The sequence below is a fragment of the Virgibacillus sp. NKC19-16 genome (assembly GCF_021560035.1).
Lineage (GTDB): Bacteria > Bacillota > Bacilli > Bacillales > Amphibacillaceae > Virgibacillus_L > Virgibacillus_L salidurans.
In genome coordinates this window covers 330118-355290 of record NZ_CP074373.1, presented here as the reverse complement: position 1 = coordinate 355290, position 25173 = coordinate 330118, and the positions used below count along the sequence as shown (strand labels likewise).

At 39.7% G+C, this 25173-nt stretch carries 19 protein-coding genes and 3 pseudogenes; 5 read left to right on the top strand and 17 right to left on the bottom strand.

What is annotated here, in order from left to right; translation table 11 throughout:
* Nucleotides 1-35 precede the first annotated feature (35 nt).
* Nucleotides 36-1391: a branched-chain amino acid transport system II carrier protein gene (brnQ, locus tag KFZ58_RS01945; protein WP_235793193.1), complete on the bottom strand. Its 1356-nt coding sequence runs from the start codon at nucleotides 1389-1391 to the stop codon at nucleotides 36-38.
* Between the two features lie 235 nt (nucleotides 1392-1626).
* On the opposite strand from brnQ, the gene KFZ58_RS01940 reads away from it, so the two are divergent.
* Together KFZ58_RS01940 and KFZ58_RS01935 are read left to right on the top strand one after the other, a co-directional pair.
* Nucleotides 1627-2793: a pyridoxal phosphate-dependent aminotransferase gene (locus KFZ58_RS01940; protein ID WP_235793192.1), complete on the top strand. Its 1167-nt coding sequence runs from the start codon at nucleotides 1627-1629 to the stop codon at nucleotides 2791-2793.
* A gap of 177 nt (nucleotides 2794-2970) precedes the next feature.
* Nucleotides 2971-3606, top strand: a complete 636-nt coding sequence (locus KFZ58_RS01935; RefSeq protein WP_235794633.1) for a LysE family translocator — start codon at nucleotides 2971-2973, stop codon at nucleotides 3604-3606.
* Between the two features lie 152 nt (nucleotides 3607-3758).
* Here the strand turns inward: KFZ58_RS01935 and KFZ58_RS01930 are convergent.
* The 8 genes and pseudogenes from KFZ58_RS01930 to KFZ58_RS01895 all read right to left on the bottom strand — a co-directional run.
* Nucleotides 3759-3892: pseudogene (locus KFZ58_RS01930) on the bottom strand (DUF817 domain-containing protein); the annotation flags it as partial.
* Nucleotides 3893-3917: 25 nt separating this feature from the next.
* Nucleotides 3918-4136: a helix-turn-helix domain-containing protein gene (locus KFZ58_RS01925; RefSeq protein WP_235793191.1), complete on the bottom strand. Its 219-nt coding sequence runs from the start codon at nucleotides 4134-4136 to the stop codon at nucleotides 3918-3920.
* A 10-nt stretch (nucleotides 4137-4146) separates the two neighbouring features.
* Nucleotides 4147-4629 carry a DUF2975 domain-containing protein gene (locus KFZ58_RS01920; protein WP_235793190.1) on the bottom strand — a complete coding sequence of 161 codons (483 nt, stop codon included), beginning with the start codon at nucleotides 4627-4629 and terminating at the stop codon, nucleotides 4147-4149.
* 456 nt (nucleotides 4630-5085) lie between these two features.
* Nucleotides 5086-6477 carry a vWA domain-containing protein gene (locus tag KFZ58_RS01915; protein ID WP_235793189.1) on the bottom strand — a complete coding sequence of 464 codons (1392 nt, stop codon included), beginning with the start codon at nucleotides 6475-6477 and terminating at the stop codon, nucleotides 5086-5088.
* Nucleotides 6478-6612: 135 nt separating this feature from the next.
* Nucleotides 6613-8325 carry a thiol reductant ABC exporter subunit CydC gene (gene cydC / locus KFZ58_RS01910; protein ID WP_235793188.1) on the bottom strand — a complete coding sequence of 571 codons (1713 nt, stop codon included), beginning with the start codon at nucleotides 8323-8325 and terminating at the stop codon, nucleotides 6613-6615.
* Nucleotides 8322-10055, bottom strand: coding sequence for a thiol reductant ABC exporter subunit CydD (gene cydD / locus KFZ58_RS01905; RefSeq protein ID WP_235793187.1), 1734 nt, complete (start codon nucleotides 10053-10055; stop codon nucleotides 8322-8324). Before cydD ends, cydC begins: the two co-directional genes overlap by 4 nt.
* Before the next feature lie 46 nt (nucleotides 10056-10101).
* Entirely contained in the window at nucleotides 10102-11115 is a 1014-nt protein-coding gene (locus tag KFZ58_RS01900; RefSeq protein ID WP_235793186.1) for a cytochrome d ubiquinol oxidase subunit II, read from the bottom strand.
* Entirely contained in the window at nucleotides 11112-12473 is a 1362-nt protein-coding gene (locus tag KFZ58_RS01895) for a cytochrome ubiquinol oxidase subunit I (protein ID WP_235793185.1), read from the bottom strand. The genes KFZ58_RS01900 and KFZ58_RS01895 overlap by 4 nt, the downstream gene beginning before the upstream one ends.
* A gap of 497 nt (nucleotides 12474-12970) precedes the next feature.
* Here KFZ58_RS01895 and KFZ58_RS01890 point away from each other — a divergent pair, with 497 nt between their 5' ends.
* Nucleotides 12971-13972 carry an LLM class flavin-dependent oxidoreductase gene (locus KFZ58_RS01890; RefSeq protein ID WP_235793184.1) on the top strand — a complete coding sequence of 334 codons (1002 nt, stop codon included), beginning with the start codon at nucleotides 12971-12973 and terminating at the stop codon, nucleotides 13970-13972.
* A 188-nt stretch (nucleotides 13973-14160) separates the two neighbouring features.
* Here the strand turns inward: KFZ58_RS01890 and KFZ58_RS01885 are convergent, their stop codons facing one another.
* From KFZ58_RS01885 to KFZ58_RS01855, 7 genes and pseudogenes are all read right to left on the bottom strand, one after another.
* Nucleotides 14161-15513: an MATE family efflux transporter gene (locus KFZ58_RS01885; RefSeq protein ID WP_235793183.1), complete on the bottom strand. Its 1353-nt coding sequence runs from the start codon at nucleotides 15511-15513 to the stop codon at nucleotides 14161-14163.
* Nucleotides 15514-15692: 179 nt separating this feature from the next.
* Complete coding sequence (locus tag KFZ58_RS01880; RefSeq protein ID WP_235793182.1) at nucleotides 15693-16340, bottom strand: SDR family oxidoreductase; 648 nt, start codon at nucleotides 16338-16340, stop codon at nucleotides 15693-15695.
* A 222-nt stretch (nucleotides 16341-16562) separates the two neighbouring features.
* A complete protein-coding gene (locus tag KFZ58_RS01875; RefSeq protein WP_235793181.1) occupies nucleotides 16563-18005 on the bottom strand; it encodes an RNA-guided endonuclease InsQ/TnpB family protein in 1443 nt (480 codons plus the stop codon).
* A gap of 193 nt (nucleotides 18006-18198) precedes the next feature.
* A complete protein-coding gene (locus KFZ58_RS01870) occupies nucleotides 18199-20148 on the bottom strand; it encodes an ABC transporter permease (RefSeq protein ID WP_235793180.1) in 1950 nt (649 codons plus the stop codon).
* Nucleotides 20138-20896 carry an ABC transporter ATP-binding protein gene (locus KFZ58_RS01865; RefSeq protein WP_235793179.1) on the bottom strand — a complete coding sequence of 253 codons (759 nt, stop codon included), beginning with the start codon at nucleotides 20894-20896 and terminating at the stop codon, nucleotides 20138-20140. Before KFZ58_RS01865 ends, KFZ58_RS01870 begins: the two co-directional genes overlap by 11 nt.
* Before the next feature lie 103 nt (nucleotides 20897-20999).
* Nucleotides 21000-22003: pseudogene (locus KFZ58_RS01860) on the bottom strand (sensor histidine kinase).
* Nucleotides 22000-22692, bottom strand: coding sequence for a response regulator transcription factor (locus KFZ58_RS01855; protein WP_235793178.1), 693 nt, complete (start codon nucleotides 22690-22692; stop codon nucleotides 22000-22002). The pseudogene KFZ58_RS01860 and the gene KFZ58_RS01855 overlap by 4 nt, the downstream one beginning before the upstream one ends.
* A gap of 202 nt (nucleotides 22693-22894) precedes the next feature.
* On the opposite strand from KFZ58_RS01855, the gene KFZ58_RS01850 reads away from it, so the two are divergent.
* On the top strand, nucleotides 22895-23788 hold the full coding sequence (locus KFZ58_RS01850; protein WP_235793177.1) for a patatin-like phospholipase family protein: 894 nt from the start codon (nucleotides 22895-22897) through the stop codon (nucleotides 23786-23788).
* Nucleotides 23789-23857: 69 nt separating this feature from the next.
* Here the strand turns inward: KFZ58_RS01850 and csaA are convergent, their stop codons facing one another.
* Entirely contained in the window at nucleotides 23858-24187 is a 330-nt protein-coding gene (csaA, locus tag KFZ58_RS01845) for a chaperone CsaA (protein ID WP_235793176.1), read from the bottom strand.
* Between the two features lie 228 nt (nucleotides 24188-24415).
* Here csaA and moaC point away from each other — a divergent pair.
* Nucleotides 24416-24901 (top strand): annotated as a pseudogene (gene moaC, locus KFZ58_RS01840) (cyclic pyranopterin monophosphate synthase MoaC); the annotation flags it as partial.
* Between the last annotated feature and the right edge of the window lie 272 nt (nucleotides 24902-25173).

The following is a 25173-nucleotide window of genomic DNA, read 5'->3' as shown; positions in this document are numbered from 1 at the left end:
CGGCTTCCTCTTCAAATGAGGAAACCGACTTTATATTATGCGTTGGCTGTGGCTACATTTTGAATACGAGCAATGACCCCCGTTACCACAATAACGATGACGGCAGGTAACAGCCATCCAAGACCCTCATTATATAAAGGAAGGATCTGTTCGTAAAAGGAGATAAATGGTTGCATCCATGCAAAGTAATCGATCCCCAGTGACTCACATAAGGATTTCAACCCATCAAAGATACTGATCAAAAATGTAACCGCAATTGCTGAAACATACACCATCCGCGCGTGATTAAACAGTGGTGATAGGAATGCCAACAGCATTAACACAATTGCCAGTGGATACACGAACATTAAAACCGGGAGTGAGTAGGTAATAATATTCGCCAATCCGAAATTCGCAATCACAAATGTTATCGTCGCAAAGAATATAACAAACGCTCTATAACTGATTTTCGGAATCAATTTATGGAAGTACTCAGCATTGGCCGTTGTCAAACCGATACTCGTTGTTAAACAAGCAAGGATAATAACAATCCCCAGCATTATGGATCCCAATGCTCCAAAATAATAGGACGCACCGCTACTAAGGACCGGTCCACCTGTTTCAAATATTCCAAAAGTTGAAGTGCTTGTTGCCCCCAAATAAGCAATACCCATATAGATAACTGCAAGTAATACTGTTGAAATACTGCCCGCTTTAGCAGTTGTCTTTAGTATTCCACTTTTTGAAGTTACACCCATGGAACGAATTGCATTAATAACGATAATCCCGAACACAAGTGAAGCTATTGCATCCATCGTATTATACCCTTCTAAGAAACCTTGTATAAATGCCCCACTACTATAAGCTTCTTGTGGCGCCTGAATGGATCCCATTGGCTGGACGACGACCGCGACTAATAAGATACCCAGAAGAACAACAATACCTGGTGCTAATATTTTCCCCACATTATCCACAAGCTTTGCAGGTTTTAGGGAAAATAAAAGTGTGGCTGCGAAAAACAATAATGTAAAAACAAGCAATACTAACTGTGAGTTTTCTTCACTTACAAACGGCATGATACCAACCTCATACGCAACCGTACCTGTACGTGGTGCTGCGAAAAATGGCCCAATCGTCAGATAGACAAGTGAGGTGAACAGTATGCCGTAAATGGGATGAACCCTGCTTGAAAGCTCCTGTAAATCATTACTTCCGGAATAACTTAACGCTAAAATTCCTACTAAAGGCAATCCAACCCCGGTAATCAGAAACCCTATAACAGCCGGCAAAAGATTCGTTCCGGCATTTTGACCAAGTTCTGCCGGAAAAATCAGATTTCCAGCTCCAAAAAATAGTGCAAACAACATGACTCCTATTGCGACAGCAGACGAAAATGGTAGTTTTTCCTTCATAAATGCTCCCCCTACGATGTTGATTATGCTAAAAGATCATAATACTTTTGAACTATATGCAATATATTGATAAAAACTATCATACTATTATCCTGCGAAAAATGCAATATATTACGCGTAAGTTTTTCGATGATTTTAACTAATAATGTTTTTCATGAAAAGCCATTGTAGTTCACCCACGAAAAGATTATACTTCACTAAAAGCATAAAACTTATTTAAAAAGGGGTTGCTACAATGGATTTTTCAAATCGCCTAAAAAATTTACCTAACCAGTTCTTTGCAGCACTTGCCCAGAAAGTGTCTGATGCCACTCGGCAAGGGCGAGATATTATTAACCTTGGCCAGGGAAATCCTGATCAGCCGACACCGCCCCACATTGTAAAAGCACTACAAGAGGCTGCTGAGGACCCGAAAACACATAAATATTCCCCTTTCAAAGCGACTCCTGAATTAAAACAGGCTGCTGCCGATTTCTATAAACGGGAATACGACGTCGATATTGATCCCCACACGGAAGTAGCGATTTTATTTGGAGCAAAGATAGGATTGGTTGAGCTTCCTCTTGCGTTGATGAACGAAGGAGATGTGATGTTGCTTCCAGATCCGGGTTATCCGGACTATTTATCCGGCGTGAGTCTTGCAGATGTAACCTATGAAACCATGCCTTTATCGGAAGAAAACCTATTTTTACCTGAATATGGCCTGCTCACTGATGAGCAAAAGACCCGAGCAAAACTAATGTATTTAAATTATCCCAATAACCCGACAGGCGCAACTGCGTCCATTGAATTTTTCAAAGAAACGGTGAGTCTTGCTAAAACATCGAATATAGGAATTGTTCATGACTTTGCCTATGGAGCCATTGGTTTTGATGATGAAAAACCGGTAAGCTTTTTGCAAGCAGACGGTGCTAAAGAAGTCGGAATAGAGTTGTATACATTGTCGAAAACATACAACATGGCAGGCTGGCGGGTCGGATTTGCTGTCGGAAACGCAAAAATGATTGAAGCTATCAATCTCTTGCAAGATCACTTATTTGTTAGTATATTCCCTGCCGTGCAAGAAGCTGCCGTCACAGCACTAACGAGTAGCCAGTCCTGTGTAGATAAACAAGTAGCACTTTATGAATCCCGCCGAAATGTACTCGTTACCGAATGCGAGCGCATTGGTTGGAATATTAAAGCTCCAACAGGGTCATTTTTCGCATGGCTGCCGGTTCCTGAAGGATATACCAGTGAGGGTTTCTCTGATCTTCTGTTTGAAAAGGCAGATGTAGCAGTTGCAGCAGGCAATGGCTTCGGGGAACACGGAGAGGGCTATATACGCGTTGGGCTTTTAGTAGATGAAGAACGATTGAGAGTGGCTGTTAGACGGATAGAATCGTTGGGTATATTTTCTTGAAAATCAATACGCTGACGACTATTTCAGCTAAAATTCGGCGGAAAGCTCATTTATCAGCGGTTGCCCAATTTATCAGCACTAACCGTCTATTTAACAGCGATCCACACAGTTAATTGAAATTGAAACACTTTTACTATAAAATATACGAATTACTTCAACTTAAGAATGGAGCATCTCATCATGACTGCACTACTCTCCTATATTTTATTAGGTCTGGCACTATCCATGGCACCTGGAGCAATGACCGTACAGATGGTTAAGCAGGCTTTGCGGAATGGATTTTTAAGTGGTTGGTTCGTAGGTTTAGGTGGAATGACGATCGATTTAACATTAATTACATTGATTTATTTTGGGCTATCGCCTCTATTAACACATCCGATGGTAGAAATCTTCATGTGGTTGCTAGGATTTATATTCTTGTTAGTCATTGGTGCCGATAGTTTAAAAGAATCACGAACACCTGTCGATTTCAGTGGTTCTGCGCCAAGGAAGTCATTAGCAAAGGCTTATACTTCTGGCTTTTTAATGGCTATTTCTCCAGCAAATATTGTGTTTTGGATTGGTATTTTCGGGCCGTTACTAGCGTCTTCTCTTACTGGTGAGAGTCAAGTGCATTTTATTATCGTTGCAGCCGGAATTTTAATTGGCATATTAATCCACGATTTAGGTTTAATGAGTATTATTCATTACACAAGAAAGTTATTAAATCAAGCTATTTTAAAATGGGTTTCTATCATTGCCGCATTGATTTTGTTTGGATTTAGTGTCTACTTTGGGTATGAATTTATAAATCAGTTATGGGCGTATATTTAGATGATATGAGGTGCGTCCGGATAAATTAAAAATGTAAGTAAGAACCCTACGCATTCTTACTAAGAAGTTCACTTACCGTTAAAATATAATATGATTATAAATAGCAACGTTTCTTAGACCATTATTGACAGGTTCATTAATAGCGGGCCATGAACCCAGTCATACCCTGGAAGGAAGGGAAGTGGGATAATTTGTGTAAAAGTCAAAGAGGAAATATAGCAATAGGAATCAAACAAGCTAGGGCATCCTCCCAACCAAAAACAAACAAGCTGTTTAGTGCCCTCATATTTGTTGCTTCCAAAGGCTTATTATTAATCATGGGTATCGTCGCTTTGGTATTCTAAGATATCTCCAGGCTGACATTCTAAAGCCTTACAGATCGAATCTAAAGTTGATAATCGAATCGCTTTTGCCTTTCCATTTTTCAATATAGAAAGATTAGCCATTGTGATTCCAACCCTTCCCGAAAGTTCTGTTACACTCATTTTTCTTTTCGCCAACATCACATCAATATTGATTACAATTGCCATTGTTTTCACCTCAGACCGTTAAATCGTTTTCTGATTTCATATTAATCGCTTCTTGTAAAAGCCTTTGGAGAACAGCTGCAAAGACTGCAATCACTAACGGGGAAAAAACAAACATCATCCCGACAATTACAACACCTGGGGCGTCGTCTAGCTCAGCAAAGATATAGAAAAGCGGCAATCCGAGCACATATAAACTGCTTATTGTGATTGCACATTTTTTTATTTTCCTTAAAGATCCTACAGACAATTTCGAGAACGCATTATTTGTATCTATATAGTCTAAAAGTTTAAATGCCTGATACAACGCAAAGTAAAATGGAATTGCCGATAGATACATAATGGTTAAAATGCCAAGCATCACATAATCCCATCCCGAAAGTCCTTCTACTACATTCTTAGTTATAGTAGGCACCATAAATATGCAAAAAGCAAGAACTGGAGCCCCAATAACAAAAATAGCTAACTTTAAAAATAACGTTGAACCTCGTTTCATAAAAAGCACCTCTCTTATTTATTTTATATTTATATTAACACGTTATTTATTGATTAACAATATATTTTTATTGATAATGACAACTTATTTATTGTTATGGACTTTATATTTCAGATAAAAATATAAAAAAGCATTTCTTATTTCAAAGAAATGCCTTAACTTTAAACTATTCGATGTATAACTTGTTCAACTTGCTGTTGCATTAGTTTAACTACAATATCTGGCTAATACTTTTCAAAAATACATTTTCCTAATATAGGCTAACATAGCATTTAAATTAAAAGGTGTTTTAGAAAATCAATTATTAACTATCAACAATGCCTTTAAGACAATGTTAAAATATAAGATTTTCATTAAAACGTTGCCATACCAATAAATAATAGTGTACTAAATGTTATATGAATTTATATTTTCTCCACGGTAAATAAACTACACAGCATTCCTACTTTCATTTAGCTAAAACAAATCCCCTCTTTCATCCTTTTGCTTCCTCATTTCTTCCGTCCATTCATCTACTTCTTCACGTATTTCATCTGCAATTGCTTCGACTTCATCTTTCTTTTCAGTACTGAAATCGCTTATTAGATCCTGCATTTTACTGGATCTTTCCTGCATAAGCTCCCGAACTTCTTCACTTACTTCAGGTTCTACTAGATCCCTATCATTTAAGATCTGAAGAGCTTCTGAATACCTGGAAGCTTCACTGTCAATAACGGCTTTTATTGGGTTTACATCTTCATCAAAACGGTCATACTCTGCGAGAATCTCCCATGAATCAGGTGCCTTTGTGAAAGCCCATGCCAAATCGATTCTGGATGGGAGCCACTTTTGTTCAATGGTTGTTTTCAATTCATCTGCATTATCTGCTGAAAAATACTCCCCTTCGCCGGCATCCGAAACTGCTTTGAGCTGCTCTTCCGCATCCTGATCCACATTGAAACCAATGATATTTACCGATTTGTCTTCACTATCCTCTACAAAAATTTCAGCTTCTTCGACAGGGTCCCCATCACATGTTTCAACGCCATCGCTAACGACATACACAGTGGTCGGCTCCGTGAAGTCGCTGCTCATATCTGCCGCTTTTTGGATGGCCCCTGCCAATGGAGTGTACCCTTTACTCTCAAAACTAGATAATGCATCGGCAAATTCCGCTTCATCATAGGAACTCATTGGATAAATCTCCTCAATTCCATTACATGACAATTCCTTATCCGCTTCTGATTCAGAGCCTTTATGGCCATATACAACTAATGAAACATCATTGTCCTGCCCGATAGTTTCCCCGAAGCGCTCTACAGCATCCTTCGCTATATCCATTTTCACTTCATTATCCACACTTAATAACATACTTGAACTTGCATCAAGTAAAATAATTGCTTTTCCATTAGCAGGTTCATTCTCGATTTCTTCTTCAGACTTGCCTGGATCCGGAAGAAACGGATCTTCAAAATCAGGCTCAAACTCCTCTGCTTTTTCAATCAATTCTTGATAATGAGGTGTTCCAAGCAAATGAATAAATGCTTTATTAATTTCATCCGGGTCTTGCGTGGCCTGTGCGATCTTTTCCGATTCTTCTTCTAAATTTGTAACAACTGACGGGGCTAGCTCTTTATCGGTTGGGTCTTCCAGCTCTTGCTCCAATGTAATATCCGATACCAATGTTCCCGCTTGTTGTGCTTTCATATCTTCTCTGGACTCGATTTCCGTTACGGACTCAAGCTCATCTAAAATGCTTTCCTCTTCAGCTTCCTCTACCGCTTCGTTCTGTTCATCATTCGTGGTTTGCTCATCACCGGACGCAGCATCTTGTTCATCATTGCAAGCAACCAAAAATAATACCAACATAATTAAACTAATGCGTAAACCCCTTTTAAACATTGCCCTGCTCCCATCTTCATATAGTCTCTTTAAGCATAGAGACAATGAGGGAAAATTTCAATATCTCTAAATAAAAAAATGGGAATAACTGAACGCTATCCCCTACAACAAACTCTTCTCAATCTCCTTCATTTCATAAAAATAACCCTTCGCATCCATCAATTCCTCAAACGTACCGGATTCAATAATTGCGCCCTGCTCCATCACAATAATCTGATCCATTTTTTCAAGACCCCTTAAGCGGTGACTGACTAACATGAGCGTGTCATTCGCTGCTTTTTCGTGAAGATGCCCATAAATGGAGTGCTCCGTCAGTGCATCGACTGAAGATGTTGGCTCATCCAATAACCAAAGACGACCTCCCTTTAGCATCGCCCGAGCAGTCGCAATCCGTTGTTTTTCTCCACCGGAAAGGTTCTCTCCTTTTTCAAAGACAGGGTCTGCTAGGTCAAAATGTTCCAGCTGTACGTTTGCTAACGCCGTATTCAATTCCTCATCAGTCAACTCATCACCGGCCAAAAGCAGATTTTCCCTTACTGTTCCATAGAAAAAATGATTTTCCTGCAGAACGACATTCGCTTCTTTCCAAATGCTTTCTTCATTTAATCGATCAATAGAAACGCCATTAAAACGAATGTCACCTTGATCTGCTGGACTAATTTTCAATAACAGCTGCAGTAACGTTGATTTCCCAGAACCACTTGGTCCAACAATTGCCGTCTTAGAACCCGCAGGAAGCTTCACGTCAACATTTTTCACAGCTGTCCGCCATTCATCTGGAAAGGCAAACGTAACATGCTCCATTTCGATAGATGGTGCCATATTTGACTGAATCTCTTCCAAAGCTCCTTCTTCCGCTTCATCTTCCTCACGAACAACAGAGAAAAGGCGTGTTGCCGCTCGACTGCTGTCCTGCATATGGATTGGGAAAACAGCCATAGGACCAGCATCTTCAAACACCGTTAAGGAAATCATCAAAAGCATTGCCAGGAAAATTCCTTCTAATTGACCATTTACGATTAAATATGCCCCGAGCGCCAATACAAACCAGGATACAACAAGCGTTACAAAGGAATTCACGGATTGATTATACAATGTATTAACGCCTTCTCTTTCCTGCTCATTAATATACGTATCAGATGACTTGAGTAATTGTTGCTCTTTTCCATCAAGCTTCTGGTATATTTTTAAATCCCTGAACCCATGGAGGAATTCAGTAACCTCTGTCGAAAGTACCCCTCTTCCTTCTCTTACATCACTATCTATTTTTGCTTGTCTAATAGCAAATAATGCCGGAACGACAAAAGCTGTGAGAATCAGACCAACAAGCAACACAACAGCTATAGAAAAGGAAAAGAATGCTGTGAATAAAATAGTGCTTAAGAACACCATAACTAATACAATCGGTGGATAAAACACGCGCAAGAAGAAATTCTGCAGACTTTCAACATCCCCAACAATTCTCGAAAGGAGATCCCCGCTTCGATATTTTTGAAAAATGCCGGGAGCTAATGGTTCTAACCTTTCGAAAAAGGAAACGCGCAGGTTACTTAAAATCGTAAATGTCGCCCGATGGGAAAAATATCTTTCTGCATAACGAGCTATTGCTTTTGTTAAACCGAGCAGCTTTACTGATGACGTTAGTATGATCAGTGTATATAACGGCGGGGCAAAAGCAGCTTTTGAAATTAAGTACCCACTCGCGGAAAAGAGGCCAACAGCGGCAATACCGGCAATAAAGCCAAAGATAATCGAATAAAGAATATCCTTCTTCTCTACCATCATTAACTTGATGACAATCGCTAAATCTTTCATTCTGCCAAGCCTCCTTGCTGAACAGTTACCATAGCTCGATATTCAGCTACCGAATTGATAAGCGCAACGTGAGTTCCTGTTGCAATCAGCTCTCCGTTTTCCAGGAATAGAATTTGATCCGCATTCTTAATCGTATGAAGGCGATGTGCGACAGTAATGACTGTGGCGTTCTCGGACAATTCATTGATCGATGTCTGCAGGATACGCTCTGTTTGCAAATCAAGCCCGGTTGTCGGCTCATCAAAAAGAATCACCGATGGATTTTTCAGAAACGCCCTTGCGATAGCAAGTCGTTGTTGTTCTCCACCTGAAAGGCCTCTGCCTGCTTCACCGACTGGAGTGTCATAGCCGTCTTCCAGGGATTGAATCATAGCAGCAATTCCCGCCTTCTCAGCAGCCTGCTCCACGTCGCTCCTGGAGACATCAGCATTTCCACCGATTGCGATGTTTTCAGCAATGGTCCCGGAGAAAATATACGGGTGCTGCGAAATATAACTTAATTGATCAAACCATTCTCTTTCTTTATAATCTGCTCGCGACCTGCCATTAATAACGATATCGCCTGCTGAAGGTCCGATTAAGCCTGCAATCAAATGCAGCAGTGTTGTTTTCCCTGATCCGGTCCTGCCTACAATGGCAATCGCATCGTATGGTCGAATTTGTGCATCAATATTTGTTAATGCAAACTGATCCTCCCCGTAACTATAGCCAGTCTCACGTAAATCAATGCTCGGCGGAGTTGCTTCTTTGTTTAAGCTCTCACTCCCCCAACTAACTGCCTGACTAGTCGCTTCTAATTCATCTGCCACCTTTTTGGCTGCACCCATACTGCTTCTGCCATTATGGAAGGTGCTGCCAAGTTCTTTCAATGACGTATAAAATTCAGGTACCAGTACGAGCACAAAGAAAGCAGTGAAGAAGGAAATACTTTCATAAATGATAAGCTGGATCGCCAATTCAAGAGCCACCAGCCCAATGCTAAGCATCGAAATCAGCTCAAGCATAAAAGAAGAAGTAAAGGCAACTTTTAATATCTCCATCGTCGCATCCCTAAAGCCTAGACTGCTCTTTTCAATCGCTTCTTTTTGCTGTTTTGCACGCCCGAATAATTTAAGTGTAGTAAGTCCCTGCAATGTATCCAGAAAGCGTCCGGAAAACGCCGCAAGCTCATCCATCTGTTCTTCTGATTTCTGTTTGGTTTTCATGCCAATGATGACCATAAAAATAGGAATGAACGGTGCGGTGATGATCATAATAAGGCCTGTGTTCACATGTTGTGTGAAAACAACAACGAGAACCAAAAGCGGGATGAAAGATGTTTGAATCATTTGAGGAATATACTGACTGAAATAGTTATCAATTTCGTCGACAGCATCCATCATCACACTTACCTTCTGTCCTGACTGCCCACGCAAAGAGGCCTGCATAGGATTTCTCGAATATTTAGCTAAGATACGTTTGCGAAAATCAGCCTTCACTTTTGCTGCCATTTGAATACCCTTACGACCGTTCATATAGCTGAACGCCGTCCTTGCTAGAAGAACGAGCAATAATCCCCCCAAGGCTGGGAGGATTTCTTGAAAAGATGCCCCTTGCAAAAAGACACCATCAACGATCATAACGATAAGATAAGCTTGAGCGATAATCGCTGCACCTGTTACTACAGTTGACATAAGCAGAAATAACATGCTTTTTTTCTGTGTGAATGCTATTTCTTTTAAACTAGACATTATATGCAAATCCCCCCAACGTCAGATTTGTTTAGCTCATATGTCATTATTTTTTCCCCTTCACATAATCCGCGTCGAATAAAAATAACCGCATTAATAAAATTAGAGAAGGTATTAATAAAAGAAGGCCACCAATAAACGCTACAATCAAGGCAATTCCCATGGATGGATGTGTTGCACCATCTGCAATGGTGATATACGGGTCCAAGATATACGGATAATGACCTATTCCGTATGCAAAGAAGGCAAAGAAGAATTGTAGCATTACACTAATAAATGCCAGCCCATAACGTTTCCCTTGATAAAGCAGCCACATGGCAATCATGAAGAACCCTACAGATAAGCCCAACATCCACCATAGATCCATCATGTTTTGAAAATGCCTTTCATTATGCTGACTTAAGAAAATAAATGTTGTCAGCCCAGCAATTATCGTTGGCGTACTCCAGAACAATGCATAATTCCGAACAAGCTTCAATGCAGGTTTATCATTTGCATAGGAAGCATAGAATGTCAGAAATGTACTACTGATAAACAGTACCGATACAATAGCTAAGCCGACAATACTCCATGCCAGTGGGCTTGTAAATAGTTCCATATACTGCAATGAAACGACCCCATTTTCTTCAACAATAAACCCGCCTTCTGATAATGTTAAAGCGACGGATAATGATGCAGGTATTAATAACCCGGTTGCACCATACAAGAACATATACACATTACTTTTCTTTGAGCCATAATTTTCAAATGCGTAGAACGATCCTCGTATCGCCAGCAATATGATTGCAATACTGGCAGGAACCAACAATGCACTACCATAATAATAAGCTGTGTCCGGGAAAAATCCTACCACACCAACGAAGAAGAACACGAAGAATACGTTGGTCACTTCCCACACCGGCGATAAATACCTGGATATCAACTGATTAATAATGTGATCTTTTTTCGTGACTTTTGCATAATAGGCAAAGAATCCCGCGCCAAAGTCAACAGAAGCTACGATCAGGTATCCATATAGAAAGATCCATAACACTGCAAGACCAACTATTTCATAACTCATGATTCATCACCCTTTTCTATGGTTGGGTACTGTTTTTCCAGTTCTTCCTCGACAGGATTATTACGAAATAGCTTACGTAATACTACTACACATAATGTTCCTAATACGATATACAAGCCTAGGAACAATAAGAACATTAAGCCAATGTAAGGTGAAGACGTTGCTGCCTCACTCACTGTCATATAGCCGCGTATAATCCATGGCTGCCGGCCCTCTTCTGCATAAATCCAGCCAAACTCAATCGCAAGAAATGCTAAGGGTCCGCTTAAAACGATGCCCCAAAGTAGCCATTTATTATGCTCATTCCATTTTTTCACCTTACTAACAATAAGATAAAGCAGTGATATACCCAGGAGAAATCCTCCTATTACTACCATTAAATCAAACATATAATGGATCCAAAGTGGCGGTCGCAAGTCTTCAGGAGTTTCTTCTAATCCAGTTACTTCACTGTTAAAGTCACCATGTGCCAAAAAGCTAAGTACATTAGGGAAGCGGATCTCACCTACTGGTTCATTATTATCATTCAGCCAGCCAAATAATATCAGATCTGCACCTTCTTCTGTCTCGAAATGCCATTCAGCTGCAGCCAATTTTTCCGGTTGTTCATCAGCAAGAAACTTAGCCGAAACATCTCCTGCCAAAAAGTTAATAGCTGCGAATACAAACGTAACCGTTAATGTGAATTTTAGTGCTTTTTTATGATAGGCAGATGCCTGTTTAGAAAGCTTTTTCTTTAACAGCATAAAAGCTGCAAAGGCAGCAAGAAGAACCGCACATGCTAAATAGGCCGAACTTAACACATGAAATATTTTTGATGGTGCAGCAGGGTTCAACATTGCTTCAAATGGATTAACAGCCGCAAAAACCCCATTCTCCATTTCAAAACCATCCGGCGTGTTCATAAAAGCGTTAACTGTTGTTATAAATACAGCTGACATTCCACCACCAATGATAATCGGGATGGATAGAAACCAATGTGTTATTGGCTTTTTAAATCGATCCCATGTATATAAATAAATACCTATGAAAATCGCTTCAAAGAAAAATGCGAAGACTTCCATAAATAATGGCAGGGCAATAACATTACCTGCAACCTGCATAAAGTTAGGCCATACTAAAGATAATTGCAGGCCAATAGCGGTACCGGTTACGACACCAACTGCAACCGTAATAACAAATCCGCGCGCCCATCGTCTAGCTAACATGGTATAATGCGGATCCTTCTTTTTAATCCCAAGAAACTCTGCTATTGAAATCATCAAAGGAACCCCAACACCAAGGGTTGCAAATATGATATGGAAGCCTAGTGTCATAGCAGTAAGCAATCTGCTCATCAAGACCGTATCTAATTCCATCGTGATTTAAACCTCCCTAATAATCGTGTTCACCATTGAACAAGTGTAGTTATATTTAGTGCGAAATTAATTCACATCGTAATTATTTCGGAAAAAGGCGACCGAAGTTCAATTTTCACTATACAGCTAGTATAAACCCATTTTGACATGATATAAAGACAATAGTATTGACAATTACATGACATTCCACCAGTTTCCAGTGATTTATATTTTAAACCATTTAGCCATATATCATACCTCGGGGGTCTATCCTGGTTTGCCCCTAGCCGCTTTATCACTTTATTGTAGTGAGGACAGGGCCTTTCCTTCATATGTATAATCGTTTGAGAGGTGGAATTGGTGGCAAACAAATCAAATTTCCTGATGAACACCACCCACAAGTGGATACGAACGATTATAGTTGTAGAAAGGGGGCTAAAAAACCAATTAGTTGCCTTCTTTAACTAAAAGTAAGAAAATTGAAGTTAATCAGTACGTGATATAAGGAGGGCTCTAAAATGATTGCCTTAAATATACTCGATTATTCACCTGTAGATGAGGGCTCTGACCCCAGAGAAGCATTGCTCCAAACAACAGAACTAGCCAAACATGCTGAAGAGCTCGGATACAGGCGCTTTTGGGTTGCAGAGCATCATCACGTGTTATCTGTTGCTGGAAGTACGCCCGAAATGCTTATGATGCACTTAGCCACTTCCACTAACCGTATTCGTATTGGATCAGGCGGTATTATGCTTCCACATTACAGTGCTTACAAAGTTGCAGAAAATTTTCGCATGCTGGAAGCCCTTCACTCAGACAGAATTGACTTAGGAATCGGTCGGTCTCCTAGCTACCGACTTGTTAATAAAGCGATGAACGAAGAAAAAGGAGAACGACTATCTTATGAACAGCAAATAGAAGATATATACAAATTCCTAACAGATGATACATCAGAAGATCATCGTTTCCGTAATCTGATCGCAACCCCAAAAGTACAAACAGTCCCGGAATTATGGATGCTTGGAACAGGTGGCGGGAGCGCAAAAATTGCAGCAGCAAATGGATCCGCTTATGCCTTCGCTCATTTTACCAAGCCATCTGAAACAGGCATCGAGGTTGTTGCCGATTACCGAAAACAGTTTCAACCATCTCCATTACTGGAAAAACCAAAAGTAATGATAGCTGTTTTCGCCATTGTCGCGGAAACAGAAGAAGAAGCGGAGGAAATTGCCACGGCCTTTGACTTATGGCTGCTATTTGTCGAATCATCTAATCCGTCACCCTACTATCCATCTATCCAAACAGCCAAAAAACGGGGTATAAGTGTTGCTGAAGAAGGAAAAGTAAACGAGAACCGTAAGCGAATGATCATCGGGGACCCACAGCAAGTAAAAGCAGAAATTGAGAGAATAGCCGAACTTTACCTAGCAGATGAAATAACAATAATACCGAACGTAGCAGGAATTCATAATCGGATGAGGGGGATAGAGTTGCTGGCAAAGGCTTTTGAGTTAGAGTAGGTACCATGATGGCTCTCATGACTACTGTCTTGACAGCTTTCTCGCGTTTTCGGGCGTCATGAAGCTCTCATGACTACCGTTTTGACTAATTTTTCATGTCTTTGGTCGTCATGAAGTTTCCATGACGACCGTTTTGGACTCCTTCCAATGTTTTCGGGCGCCATGATTCCCTCATGACCACTCACTTCTCAACTTGAAAAAGCCCTCCTAAATTCCCTATTCCGCTTCACATAAATAAATATCGTAGTCATCACTACCAACTCGGCCAATGGAACTGAGAGCCATACACCATTTATGCCTAAAAACAGCGGCAGCACTAGTATAAAGATCATCATAAAAATAATTTCTCTCGATGCGGTAATCCAAGTTGCCATGCGTATTTGTGCAACAGATTGAAAATAAGTCATCATGACAAAATTGATCCCCATAAACAGATAGGCTATGAAAAATAATCGAATTCCCGTAACAGCAATTTCCATGACTTCTTCCGGAAACTGCCCGAAAATCGATACGATCTCTCTTGTGGCTAGCTGACCAATCGCAAATGCTGCAACTCCTACCATTACGGCCACTCGTAGTGCTATCTTCAATGTCTGCCTTGTTCTTTCCGCCATTTTAGCACCGTGATAATAACTGACTAGTGGTTGGACGGCCGAGGCCATTCCTAGAAACATCATCAGCATCACACCATGGACATAATTCAGGACAGAGAACGCGGCAACCCCAGCTGTTCCTGCAATTCGAGCCAACGTGACGTTAAAAGCCACTGTAAACACTGAAATTCCGACTTCCGATAAAAAGCTGGGAAATCCCACGGTCATTGTATTTCGAAATAAAGACCGCTGAAATTTAATTGGAACAAAGCGTAAATTATTTCCTTCTCTAAAGAAATGCATAGCCAACACAAGCACCCCAAGAAAAGACGCTATGATGGTCCCTGCAGCTACAGCAGCTACTCCCAATTCTAATACATATAAAAAGTAATAGTTTATCCCAATATTGGATACAGCAGTAAGAATTAGTGCAATCATTGCCAGGTTCGGGTTTTGATCATTCCGTACAAAGGTGCTCAATGCATTTTCTACTGTAAAAACAAAGCCGAATAGCAACATAATATGTAAATAATCAATAGTGAAAGGAAATGTATCCTCGTTTGCCCCAAGCATATAAGCAAGCTGCTCCTGAAAAACAAAAGCAGATAGTCCAATGACAATGGTAAACACAGCAATTAACACCATAGAATGGGTAAAAATAAACTGCGCACGTCTCGGTTTTTTCGCGCCCATTTCCTGGGAGAACAACGTAGCTCCACCAATACCGATCCAAAGCGACATCGCTATGAAAATGGTGAATACAGGTGAGGCAATACCGACTCCGGCAAGCGCAACCGGACCTAATCGATTTCCTACCATAATCCCATCTACCACGATATTCAATGCCATCAGCATCATGCCGGTTAAGGAAGGAATCAAATATTTGAAAAATACTTTGCCAACAGGCGCTGTGTCTAACATATCTGATTTATTTTGTTCGGAGTCCATGATTTGTTCCTCTATTCTTTTTTGAATGCAGTCTTATAGGATACAGCTTAGCAAAAAAAGATCAAAAATACTAGAAAACTTGGTTGTCACCAAGCTTTTCGGTGACACCCTTAGTTGCACTTGTGCAGCAAGAAAAAAGACGACTCAGCCATATACTGGCCAAACCGTCTTACGCTATCTTATAGAGCATTCATCGCTTCGCCAATGGATTTCTCACCTTGCAAGACCTCAAACGCTTTTTTCGAAGTGTTTGGACGTTCGAGCACGTTCACAAGTACATGTGCCACATCCGCCCTTGTTATAGACTTATCATCAATATTGCTCGAAAAGACGTCTGCAGTCTTGATTTTTCCTATCGGGTCTTCATCGGTAAGAACACCCGGGCGAACGATTGTGTAGTCAAGGTCTGTTGCTTGCAAGCTGCGGTCGGCAACTCCTTTGGCAACCATATAATGCTTAATCTTATCACCTTGTTCATCCGGATTGCCGGCACCAATAGAGCTTAATTGTACAAAACGTTTAATTCCTTTTTCCTTGGCCATGTCCATTGCTTTTATGGAACCCCATAGGTCAACGATCAAGGTCTTATCTGCCCCTGTTGATCCACCGGAACCTGCTGCAAAAATAACTGCGTCAACACCATCGAATGCATGACTGAAATCTTTCTCAAGGTCGGCGAGAACTACGTTGGATGCACCAATTTCTTTTAATTTATCCATCTGTTCTTCTTTTCGAACCATCGCTATCGCTTCGTGTTTGGAGTCGGCAAGCTTCTGCACAATCTTCTTACCTACCTTACCATTCGCTCCGATAACTAATACATTCATATTGTCTCACTCCTTTTGTCTCTAATTAGACTTTTCCCGTCAGCCTAGCTATTAAACATGATAATCAACTTCTCCCACTTAAACGCTGATACGTTTTGAAGATGGGAGTTTGCAACGTATCGATCTTATAAAGCGAACGATTAACGTTACCGGACCTGCGACATCAGTGGACTATTCACACTCAGACCCGCTATTCCGTTGGTCTAGCCTTCGGAACTGCATTTAGGCGATTTGATAACTTAAAACCTGATTTATTTCAACATCTTTGATGCATAAAGGGATCGCTTTTTTAACTAAATACTTTCTCATAATATTAGCAGAACCGTTTACATCTGCATTAACCATTTGGTTTTCCTTTGTCCGGTATAAACCGCTTGAGATTCTCTTCCCTGAAAAGTTAGAAACAATCTCTTCCCCATAAGTTGGTATATCGTCCCCATCAAGAAAACTAGCTTTAGAAGTATAGGATTCTTCGGTCACAATGATATGAATACCATCACGCTCCGCTTTGTATTTGATCATATTAATGAGCAGGCTGAAAGGAATACCAACAAACCTCTGGTTATTCTTTGTCCCCATGTTAGCGTTTTGCTTCCATCCCTTATTTTGCCCAATTATAATGGTATCTATATCTTCTAATTCAGCTATACTCATAATAAAAAAGCTTGCTTTGTGAAACAAATCCTTTAATTTACGATGTTTAAGCGCATCGAGATTTTGAAGCCGATGAGATGAAAACAATGCTTCTTTCGATGACTTTCCTTGGCGTAGAATACGGTTGTAATACGCACGTATTTTATTATAAAACTGATTTATTGATTTGATATTTTTGCCCTTCAACAAAACAGGCGCCTTTCCTGTGTTTGTTGTAATGGTTGCAAGGTTATCAATTCCTAAATCAATCGCCATCACACGCTTCGGAATTTCGGAAATAGGTTTGGCAATATTTCCTTCAAAAACAATTTCCACAACAAATTGACCGTACTTCGGAATCACACGAACCGATTTTAGTTTTTCATTTGTGTAACCCAGTTTTCCCAGGTTAAGCTTTTCTTTTATTTTGGGAAACCTCAAACATTTATTTTTAATAATGCAATCTTGGTTTGAAAATGTAGCTATTCGCATTGCGCTCTTAATATAGCCTGGTATTCTCGGTCTTCCTAAATATTTAGATGGATTTTCTTTATAATCTTTTAAACTCGCAAAGAAAGACTTCCAGTTATCAAACACATTACGCATAACAAATTGGCTGTTTTGTGCAGGAAGTGATCGGTAATCTGATTGTTCGATTTGCTTAAAGAGTGCATCTAAAAAGTTATAACTTACATACGGGTTGTTTTTATCAGGCACCCCAAAGAGATTACAAGTAACTTTGCTTTGTTTTTCTTTTGGTTTTTTCTTTTCTTTAGCCAGACGTTTTTCGTATGTTATTAATTGTTTCACATTTATCTTTTCGACATTAGCATGAATCGTATCTAATACTTCTTCTTGCAATGATTGTAATGGTTTATTTGTGGTCAATCCTGTGTATACTTGCCGAATGTAAAAATTAGTGGTGTTATACAAATTCTTGCTGTTTTCACACATATCTTGAAAATAAGCGAACATCCGATGACCCGGTTTAATCCAGATTTGCTGCGTGTTATAAATTGCTTTTTCTCCCAAATCCTAACCCCCTTTCCTTCATTTTAATTATTAATCATATTATATAATTTTTACAATTTAAAAACAAACGTTTGGCTATCATATACTTCTATTTTTGTCGATTCACCTCGCCACGTACGATTGCGCTAAGAGGTAGGGGCACTTTCGACATTGGTGATAAATTTCTGCATTTTCAGAGGCAAAGCATTACCTATTAAAGTGCTTCTTTAATCAACCGTTTATAATAGATTACCGAGAGTATCCCAAAAATAGAGTACAAGCCCGTATACACCAACATAACAAGAATCATCGGTGTCCACAGTTCCGTGCCGAACAAGAACCATCCAGACTTCACTGCAAAATAGCTATGCAATAATCCAATCACCAATGGGATCCCGAAGTTGAAGAGTTGTTTCATTTGAATCCCCCGTAATATGTCTCCTCGTGTAAAGCCGAGCTTTCTCAGGATAGTATAACTCCCCTTCTCTTCTTCCCCCTCATCCATTTGTTTAAAATAAAGAATACATCCCGATGTAATCAGAAAGGCTAATCCTAAAAAGCCGACGATAAACATAATCAGACCCATATTCATTTTTTGACTGTTGCTGGTTCCGAGTTGAGAAGAATTTGCATTCGCATTAAACGTCATGTCCTGAAAAATTTCATTTGCTTGTTCCATATCTGATCGATCTTTCATATCAAGTCCGATGTAAATAGATGATTCTCTTTGAATATCAGGGTCAATATCCTGTGCGAGCCGTTGAAAGATTGTGTTGTCTACAACTGCTACCGGAAGCCCGCCAGCAGTAAAATAGATAGGCAGGATGGAATCATCTCTTAATCCTAAATAATTTTGCGGAATGGACTCATTTTCTCCTTCCATCACGATTTGGCCTGACTCATTCAAGGACATCATTTGCTGCATCACCTGACTATAACCAGCAAAATAGGTTTCTTTAGGAGATACATCGAACGCCCCAACTGCTTCCTCACTGACAACAGATAACTGCATGATGCTCGGATCATACTGTAATGCGGGATCATCAACATTTGATTCCATGATTTGTGATATATCCGTTTCCACCTGGATCACATCTATACGCGTTTCACTATGTGGGATTTGATTTTCCTCCAAAGCACTTGTAAACTGTTCCGCATCTTCCGTGTTTATCATGGAAAAGTGACTTGGAACGTATTGTTCTGCAGATTTTTCTGCTGAGTAATAGGTAATATAGGTCAGTGATAAGAGTCCAATCGCTAGTGCTGATATGGTGGTAATGACCGTGAGCAATAAGGCGTTTGATTTCATCCGGAACATAAGAGAGGAAAGTGAAAGCACATCATTAAGATTTAAGTATCCATCTTTCCTTTTCCGAATGAGATAAAAGATGAAACTGACAGATCCTTTATAGAAAAGATACGTCCCGATAATGACAGAACCTAATATAAAGAGTATGGCCGCAGATAATTCAGTCATCATAGAAAATTCGCCGCTGAATAATTTGGTAGACACACAGTAACCAAAAATAATTAATCCGATTCCCAAGATGCCAATGATCATCTGCCACAGTGACATTTTCTTCACCTTTGTTTCCGTTGAAGACTTAACCTGAAATAAGACTAGAATGCTTTGTTTCTTAATGAAAATATAATTCAATAGCATAATGAAGAGATAGATTCCCGCAAAAACAAGTAGTGTCTGCACCAGTGCTTCGGTTGAAAAACGTAACGTTGTAACTGCCTCTACGCCAGTGATTCTAAACAATATCATCACGATCAGCTTTGAAACGGAAAATCCAATAAAGATGCCGATAACAAGGGAGCCAAAGTACAGACAGGCATTTTCCACACTGAGAATCCGAAAAATCTTTCCCTTAGTCATGCCAATTAATTGAAATAAGCCGATTTCTTTGCTGCGGCGCTTAATAAAAATATTGTTGGCATAGAAAATAAACACGGCGACAATAGCGACAAGCAAAACAGATCCTGCCTGTATTGCTGCAGCCCCTTTAATGGAGCCCTCTACTTTGTCCATAGACGGATCATATTGCAGCGTGACAAAGGCAAAATACAGTGCGACACTGAAAACCAGTGCAAAAACGTAAAGGTAATAATTCTTTATATTCTTTTTCAGGTTTCGATAGATGAGATGATTAATGCTCATTTTGCACCCCACCCAGTACACCCTGTGTTTTTATGATGTCCTTAAAGAATTCTTGTCTCGTTTCCTCGCCCTTGTTTAATTGCGTATACATCTCGCCATCCTTAATAAATATGACTCTTGAGGAATAGCTTGCCGCAGCGGGGTCGTGTGTAACCATAATAATAGTTGCATTCCGTTTCTGATTTAATTCGCTCAGCTTATTTAATAGATCAGAAGCGGATTTGGAATCCAATGCACCAGTTGGCTCGTCGGCAAAAATAATACTCGGATCATGAATAAACGCCCGTGCTGCGGATGTTCGTTGTTTTTGTCCGCCGGATATTTCGTTCGGATACTTATCCTTCACCTCATAAATGCCAAGCTCTGTGGCAATAGACTGAAATGTGTGATCCACTTCTTTTTTGGATACTTTGGTGATGGATAATGGCAGTAAAATATTTTCTTTGACTGTCAGTGTATCCAGAAGATTATATTCCTGAAAAAGAAAGCCTAAATGATGCTTTCGGAATTCGGCCAGCTGTTTCTCTTTCATTCCCGTGAATTCTTTTCCTTCAATTTTTATCGTTCCCTGACTGACCCTATCAATAGAAGAGAGGACATTAAGCAAGGTCGTTTTACCGGACCCGGACGCCCCCATGATGCTTAAGAATTCTCCTTTTTGTACGTTAACGTCTATACCCTTTAATACTTCCTGTTTATTAAATTTATTCCCGTAGCTTTTATGAATTTTTTTTGCTTCAAGTATCATGTCGATGAATCACTCCTTTTTCCTGATAGTTTTATCATATAAGAATCAACATCTTATTTCCTTCGATTCGCCGAACAAATAAGAGAAGCATGTGACGTTTTTGTCACATGCTTGTAAGATGCACGAAATCATTCTTTTTTGGGAAGGTAAGAGTGAACGTAGTGCCTTCCCCTAATTTCGAGTCTACCTCAATATCAATCATTAAGGAACCTGCTACTTTTCTAGTTAAATAAAGCCCCATTCCGGTTGCTGAACTGTCCTGATGTTTGATCGTGGATGTAAACCCCTTCTCAAAGATACTTGAGATATCCTTTGGATCAATGCCTCGCCCAGAATCGGTGATCTGGATTTTTATCTGTCCATTTGCGACATAACTTTTAACAATAATATCTGATTCCTCGCTGTATTTCACCGCGTTTGTAAATAGCTGCCTGATCATAAATGAAAGCCATTTGGCATCTGTCTGTACTTCTGCAGCTCCAAGTGAAACGTCAAAGCCGATTCCTTTTTGTATACACCATGACCGGAGTACTTTAATTTCTGTATAGATCAGCTCTTCCAATGCTATTTTTTCAATGTAAAGATCATTTTTTATAAAAGGAATGCGCTTATGATGCAACTGCTGATCAAGCAAGAGGTGGACACGAAGCCACTCATTCATTAGCTGTGATTTTAAGGTGTGATCATCAATCCGCTCAATCATCAATTGCATTGTTGTGATAGGTGTTTTGACCTCATGAATCCAGGACGTCAGGTCATCCTGTTCCTCTTCGATATTTTGCAAATATTCAGCTGCTCCTTTACTATACTGCTCTGTTTGGATTGTGACACTATCCTCGACGATCTTTTCAAAAGGACTCTCTGCCTCGATTATACTTGTTAAGTCCGAGGTTTTATCCCATTCATCCATGCTTTTATAGAATTTCGCCTCTTTGTTGTAACGAATGATGAAAAAGATCATAAAAATAAGCATATTTAAAAAATGATATAGAAACTGGATTCGAACGGGATGGAAGCGTCTATATAAGAGATAAGGATGACAACAAGTTGTGTGAACAAGAAGAGAAGGATCCAGCTTTTTCTTTCGATGATATATGTTATCATCATACTTGTCCCTCTTCCAAAGCGATGTAACCCTGTCCAACCTTTGTTTCGATAAAATGACTTAAACCTAGCTCACCCAGTCTTTTCCGCAAGCGGTTTACATTGACTGTCAAAGTATTATCGCTAATAAAACGTTCATCCTTCCACAAGCTCTCAATTAGTTTTTCCCGGGTGACGATTTGGCTTTTGTTTTCAATTAGGACTTTCAATATATACATTTCATTTTTCGTAAGTTCAATCGAACCCACTTCATTGGAGACTGTATTTTTCATATAATCTACGGTTGCACCACACCATGTATGTAATTTGAACTGACTTTCCGTGTTGTAATTATAGACACGGCGTAGGATAGCCTGGATCTTTGCAATCATTACATCAAAATGAAATGGTTTCTGAATATAGTCATCTGCCCCTAATTGCATGGACATCACCATATCCGTAGGGTGATCTCGTACCGATAAAAAGATAATCGGAACATTGGAATGGGAACGAATCATCCGGCACCAATGGAATCCGTCAAATTTAGGAAGCTGAATATCAATAATGACCAAATCTGGCTGAATGGCTGTGAATTCCTGGATGACTGCATCAAAATCAGTAACCCCAAAGATATCATAAGACCATTGGGACAGCCTTTCCTTCGTTTCTTGAAAAAGATTGGCGTCATCTTCAATTAACATAATTTTAAACAAGGTTTTTCACCACACTTTTGATTTTTATATAAACTCCCCATTTTCCCTTCACTTATAATATATTAGAAACCATCACATACATTGTATAATAAAGCCAATTGACAATCCGAGCTATAGAAAAACATTCCAGAAACGGCATATTGGTTACTTTCTCATAAAACTGCTATACTTTTAGTATATTTAATAAAGGAAGTGTATTAATGTGTTAGACGATGTAGGCCTTGTATTAGAAGGCGGTGGCATGAGAAGCGCTTATACTGCAGGCGTACTTGATTTCTTTCTTGATAAAGAAATAGAATTCCCACTTGTTTCAACAGCATCAGCAGGGGCGTTGATTGGGAGTTCATTCATAGCTAAACAACGGGAAAGGAATTATGAAATACTTACTACATTAGGGAAAAACCCGGAGTCCATTTCTTACAGGCGGGTGCTTCGTCAAAAGGACCTATTCGGAATGGATTTTATTTTTGATAAAATTCCCAATGAGTTAATTCCATTTAATTTCGATGCTTTTTCTCAAGCAAACAGTAAATTTGTAATTGGGACTACAAATATAAATACAGGAAAACCAATCCATTACGATACCTATCAAACGAAGGATGAGCTGCTTAAAATCATTCGGGCTTCCAGTTCTTTACCCTTGCTAGCACCAAGTGTTTCATTTAAAGGGAATAACTTAATGGATGGTGGCATCTCTGACCCTATCCCCATCACACCTTCAATAGATAACGCGAATAAAAAGCATATCGTGGTTCTCACCAGAAACAGAGGATATGTAAAAAAAGCAACAAAATTAAATTGGCTTTTCAAACGGGCGTTTAAAGACCACCCCGCATTTGCAAAAGCATTAAAAGAACGCCATATTACGTATAACAAGAAGATGAAGATGCTGCTGGAAATGGAAAAACGGGGAGAGGTGTTCATCATACAACCGAATGAGCCATTGGTAGCCAGTCGTATAGAACGTAATAAATCGAAACTTGATGATTTATATATTCAAGGATATAGAGAGGCAGAAAAGAAAAGCAGCGCACTCGATAATTTTCTTAAGGGTACCAAAAAATCAATTTATTTAGAGAAAAATATTTCTTCTTAATGCACTTATATTTTTTAAAATAAAATGGCCGAGAATACCGCATATATGTATTTTCGGCCTTTTTACATATTACGAAATTGGCGTGCCGTTTTTAACCGGTGCGTCCGGCTTTAGCAGTACCACATCGTCTTCTTCAGGAACTCCTCCGATTACTAATACCTCTGATTTAAAACCCGCGATGCGCCTGTCTGGAAAGTTTACTACTGCGGCTACTTGACGACCAATAAGGTGTTCTGGCTCATATCTCTTGGTAATTTGGGCAGAAGACTGTTTCATCCCCGCCTCACCAAAATCGATCTCCAATTTTATGGCTGGCTTCCGCGCTTCTGGAAAGGGTTCTGCATCTACTACAGTACCAATTCGAATTTCTAACTTTGAAAAATCCTCTATTGTTGCCATGAATTTCACCTCCATTTTTGTAATTACTATACGATATGCAAGAGAAAAAGCGAAATATTTTGGCTAATACGCTGATAAAATGAAGGTAATCGCTGATAACCAGAGTCCAAGCGCTAATAAAACACAATCCCCGCTGATATTCACAGGCTTATTGAATTCCATTCCCGCCTGAATTAAACTAGTAATAGAGTTCTTGGAATCACATTACTTGAGGAGCAGGTGAATAGATTGACAGATTTCACACATTTTAACGAACAGGCTAGAGCAAAAATGGTTGATATTACAGATAAAAAGGAAAGTTCCCGAAAAGCAATTGCCCATTCCAGTGTACAAATGAATCAGGATGTATATGAAAATATCGTAGAGCAGAAGAATAAAAAAGGAGATGTATTAGCTGTTGCCCAGGTTGCCGGCATCATGGGGGCAAAACAAACATCTTCGTTAATACCAATGTGCCACCCTATCCCAATCAGCGGCGTCGATCTTTCGTTTGAATGGCTATCCCTGGAAAACAATATGTATGAATTAGACATTGCCGCAGAAGTAAAAACAATTGGCAATACGGGCGTGGAAATGGAGGCATTAACCGCTGCATCCGCTACCGCATTAACTGTATATGATATGTGTAAAGCAATCGACAAGGCAATGATCATTGGACAAACGTACCTGCAGGAAAAAAGCGGCGGGAAGAGTGGCGATTTTAAGCGGGACGAGGGGGCAGGTTCCTCGTCCCTGCAGCAGGTACAGGATTCATTTGACGGTGAAGCTGAAAGGCTAGGGCTTGAGACAGAAGAAGATGTTGTAGACCTTGTGAAAGAAATTAGACGGGAAATGCATGAGGAGGGAAAGAAGCGTGACAAATAACGAGAGATAATGTTGGATACAAATGTACTCATTTCTACAATATATTTACACAACTTTCACTTTGGCTTAATCTTAATTAGTTCCAGGCATACAATACCTCCGTTAAATACCTGCCAATGCCT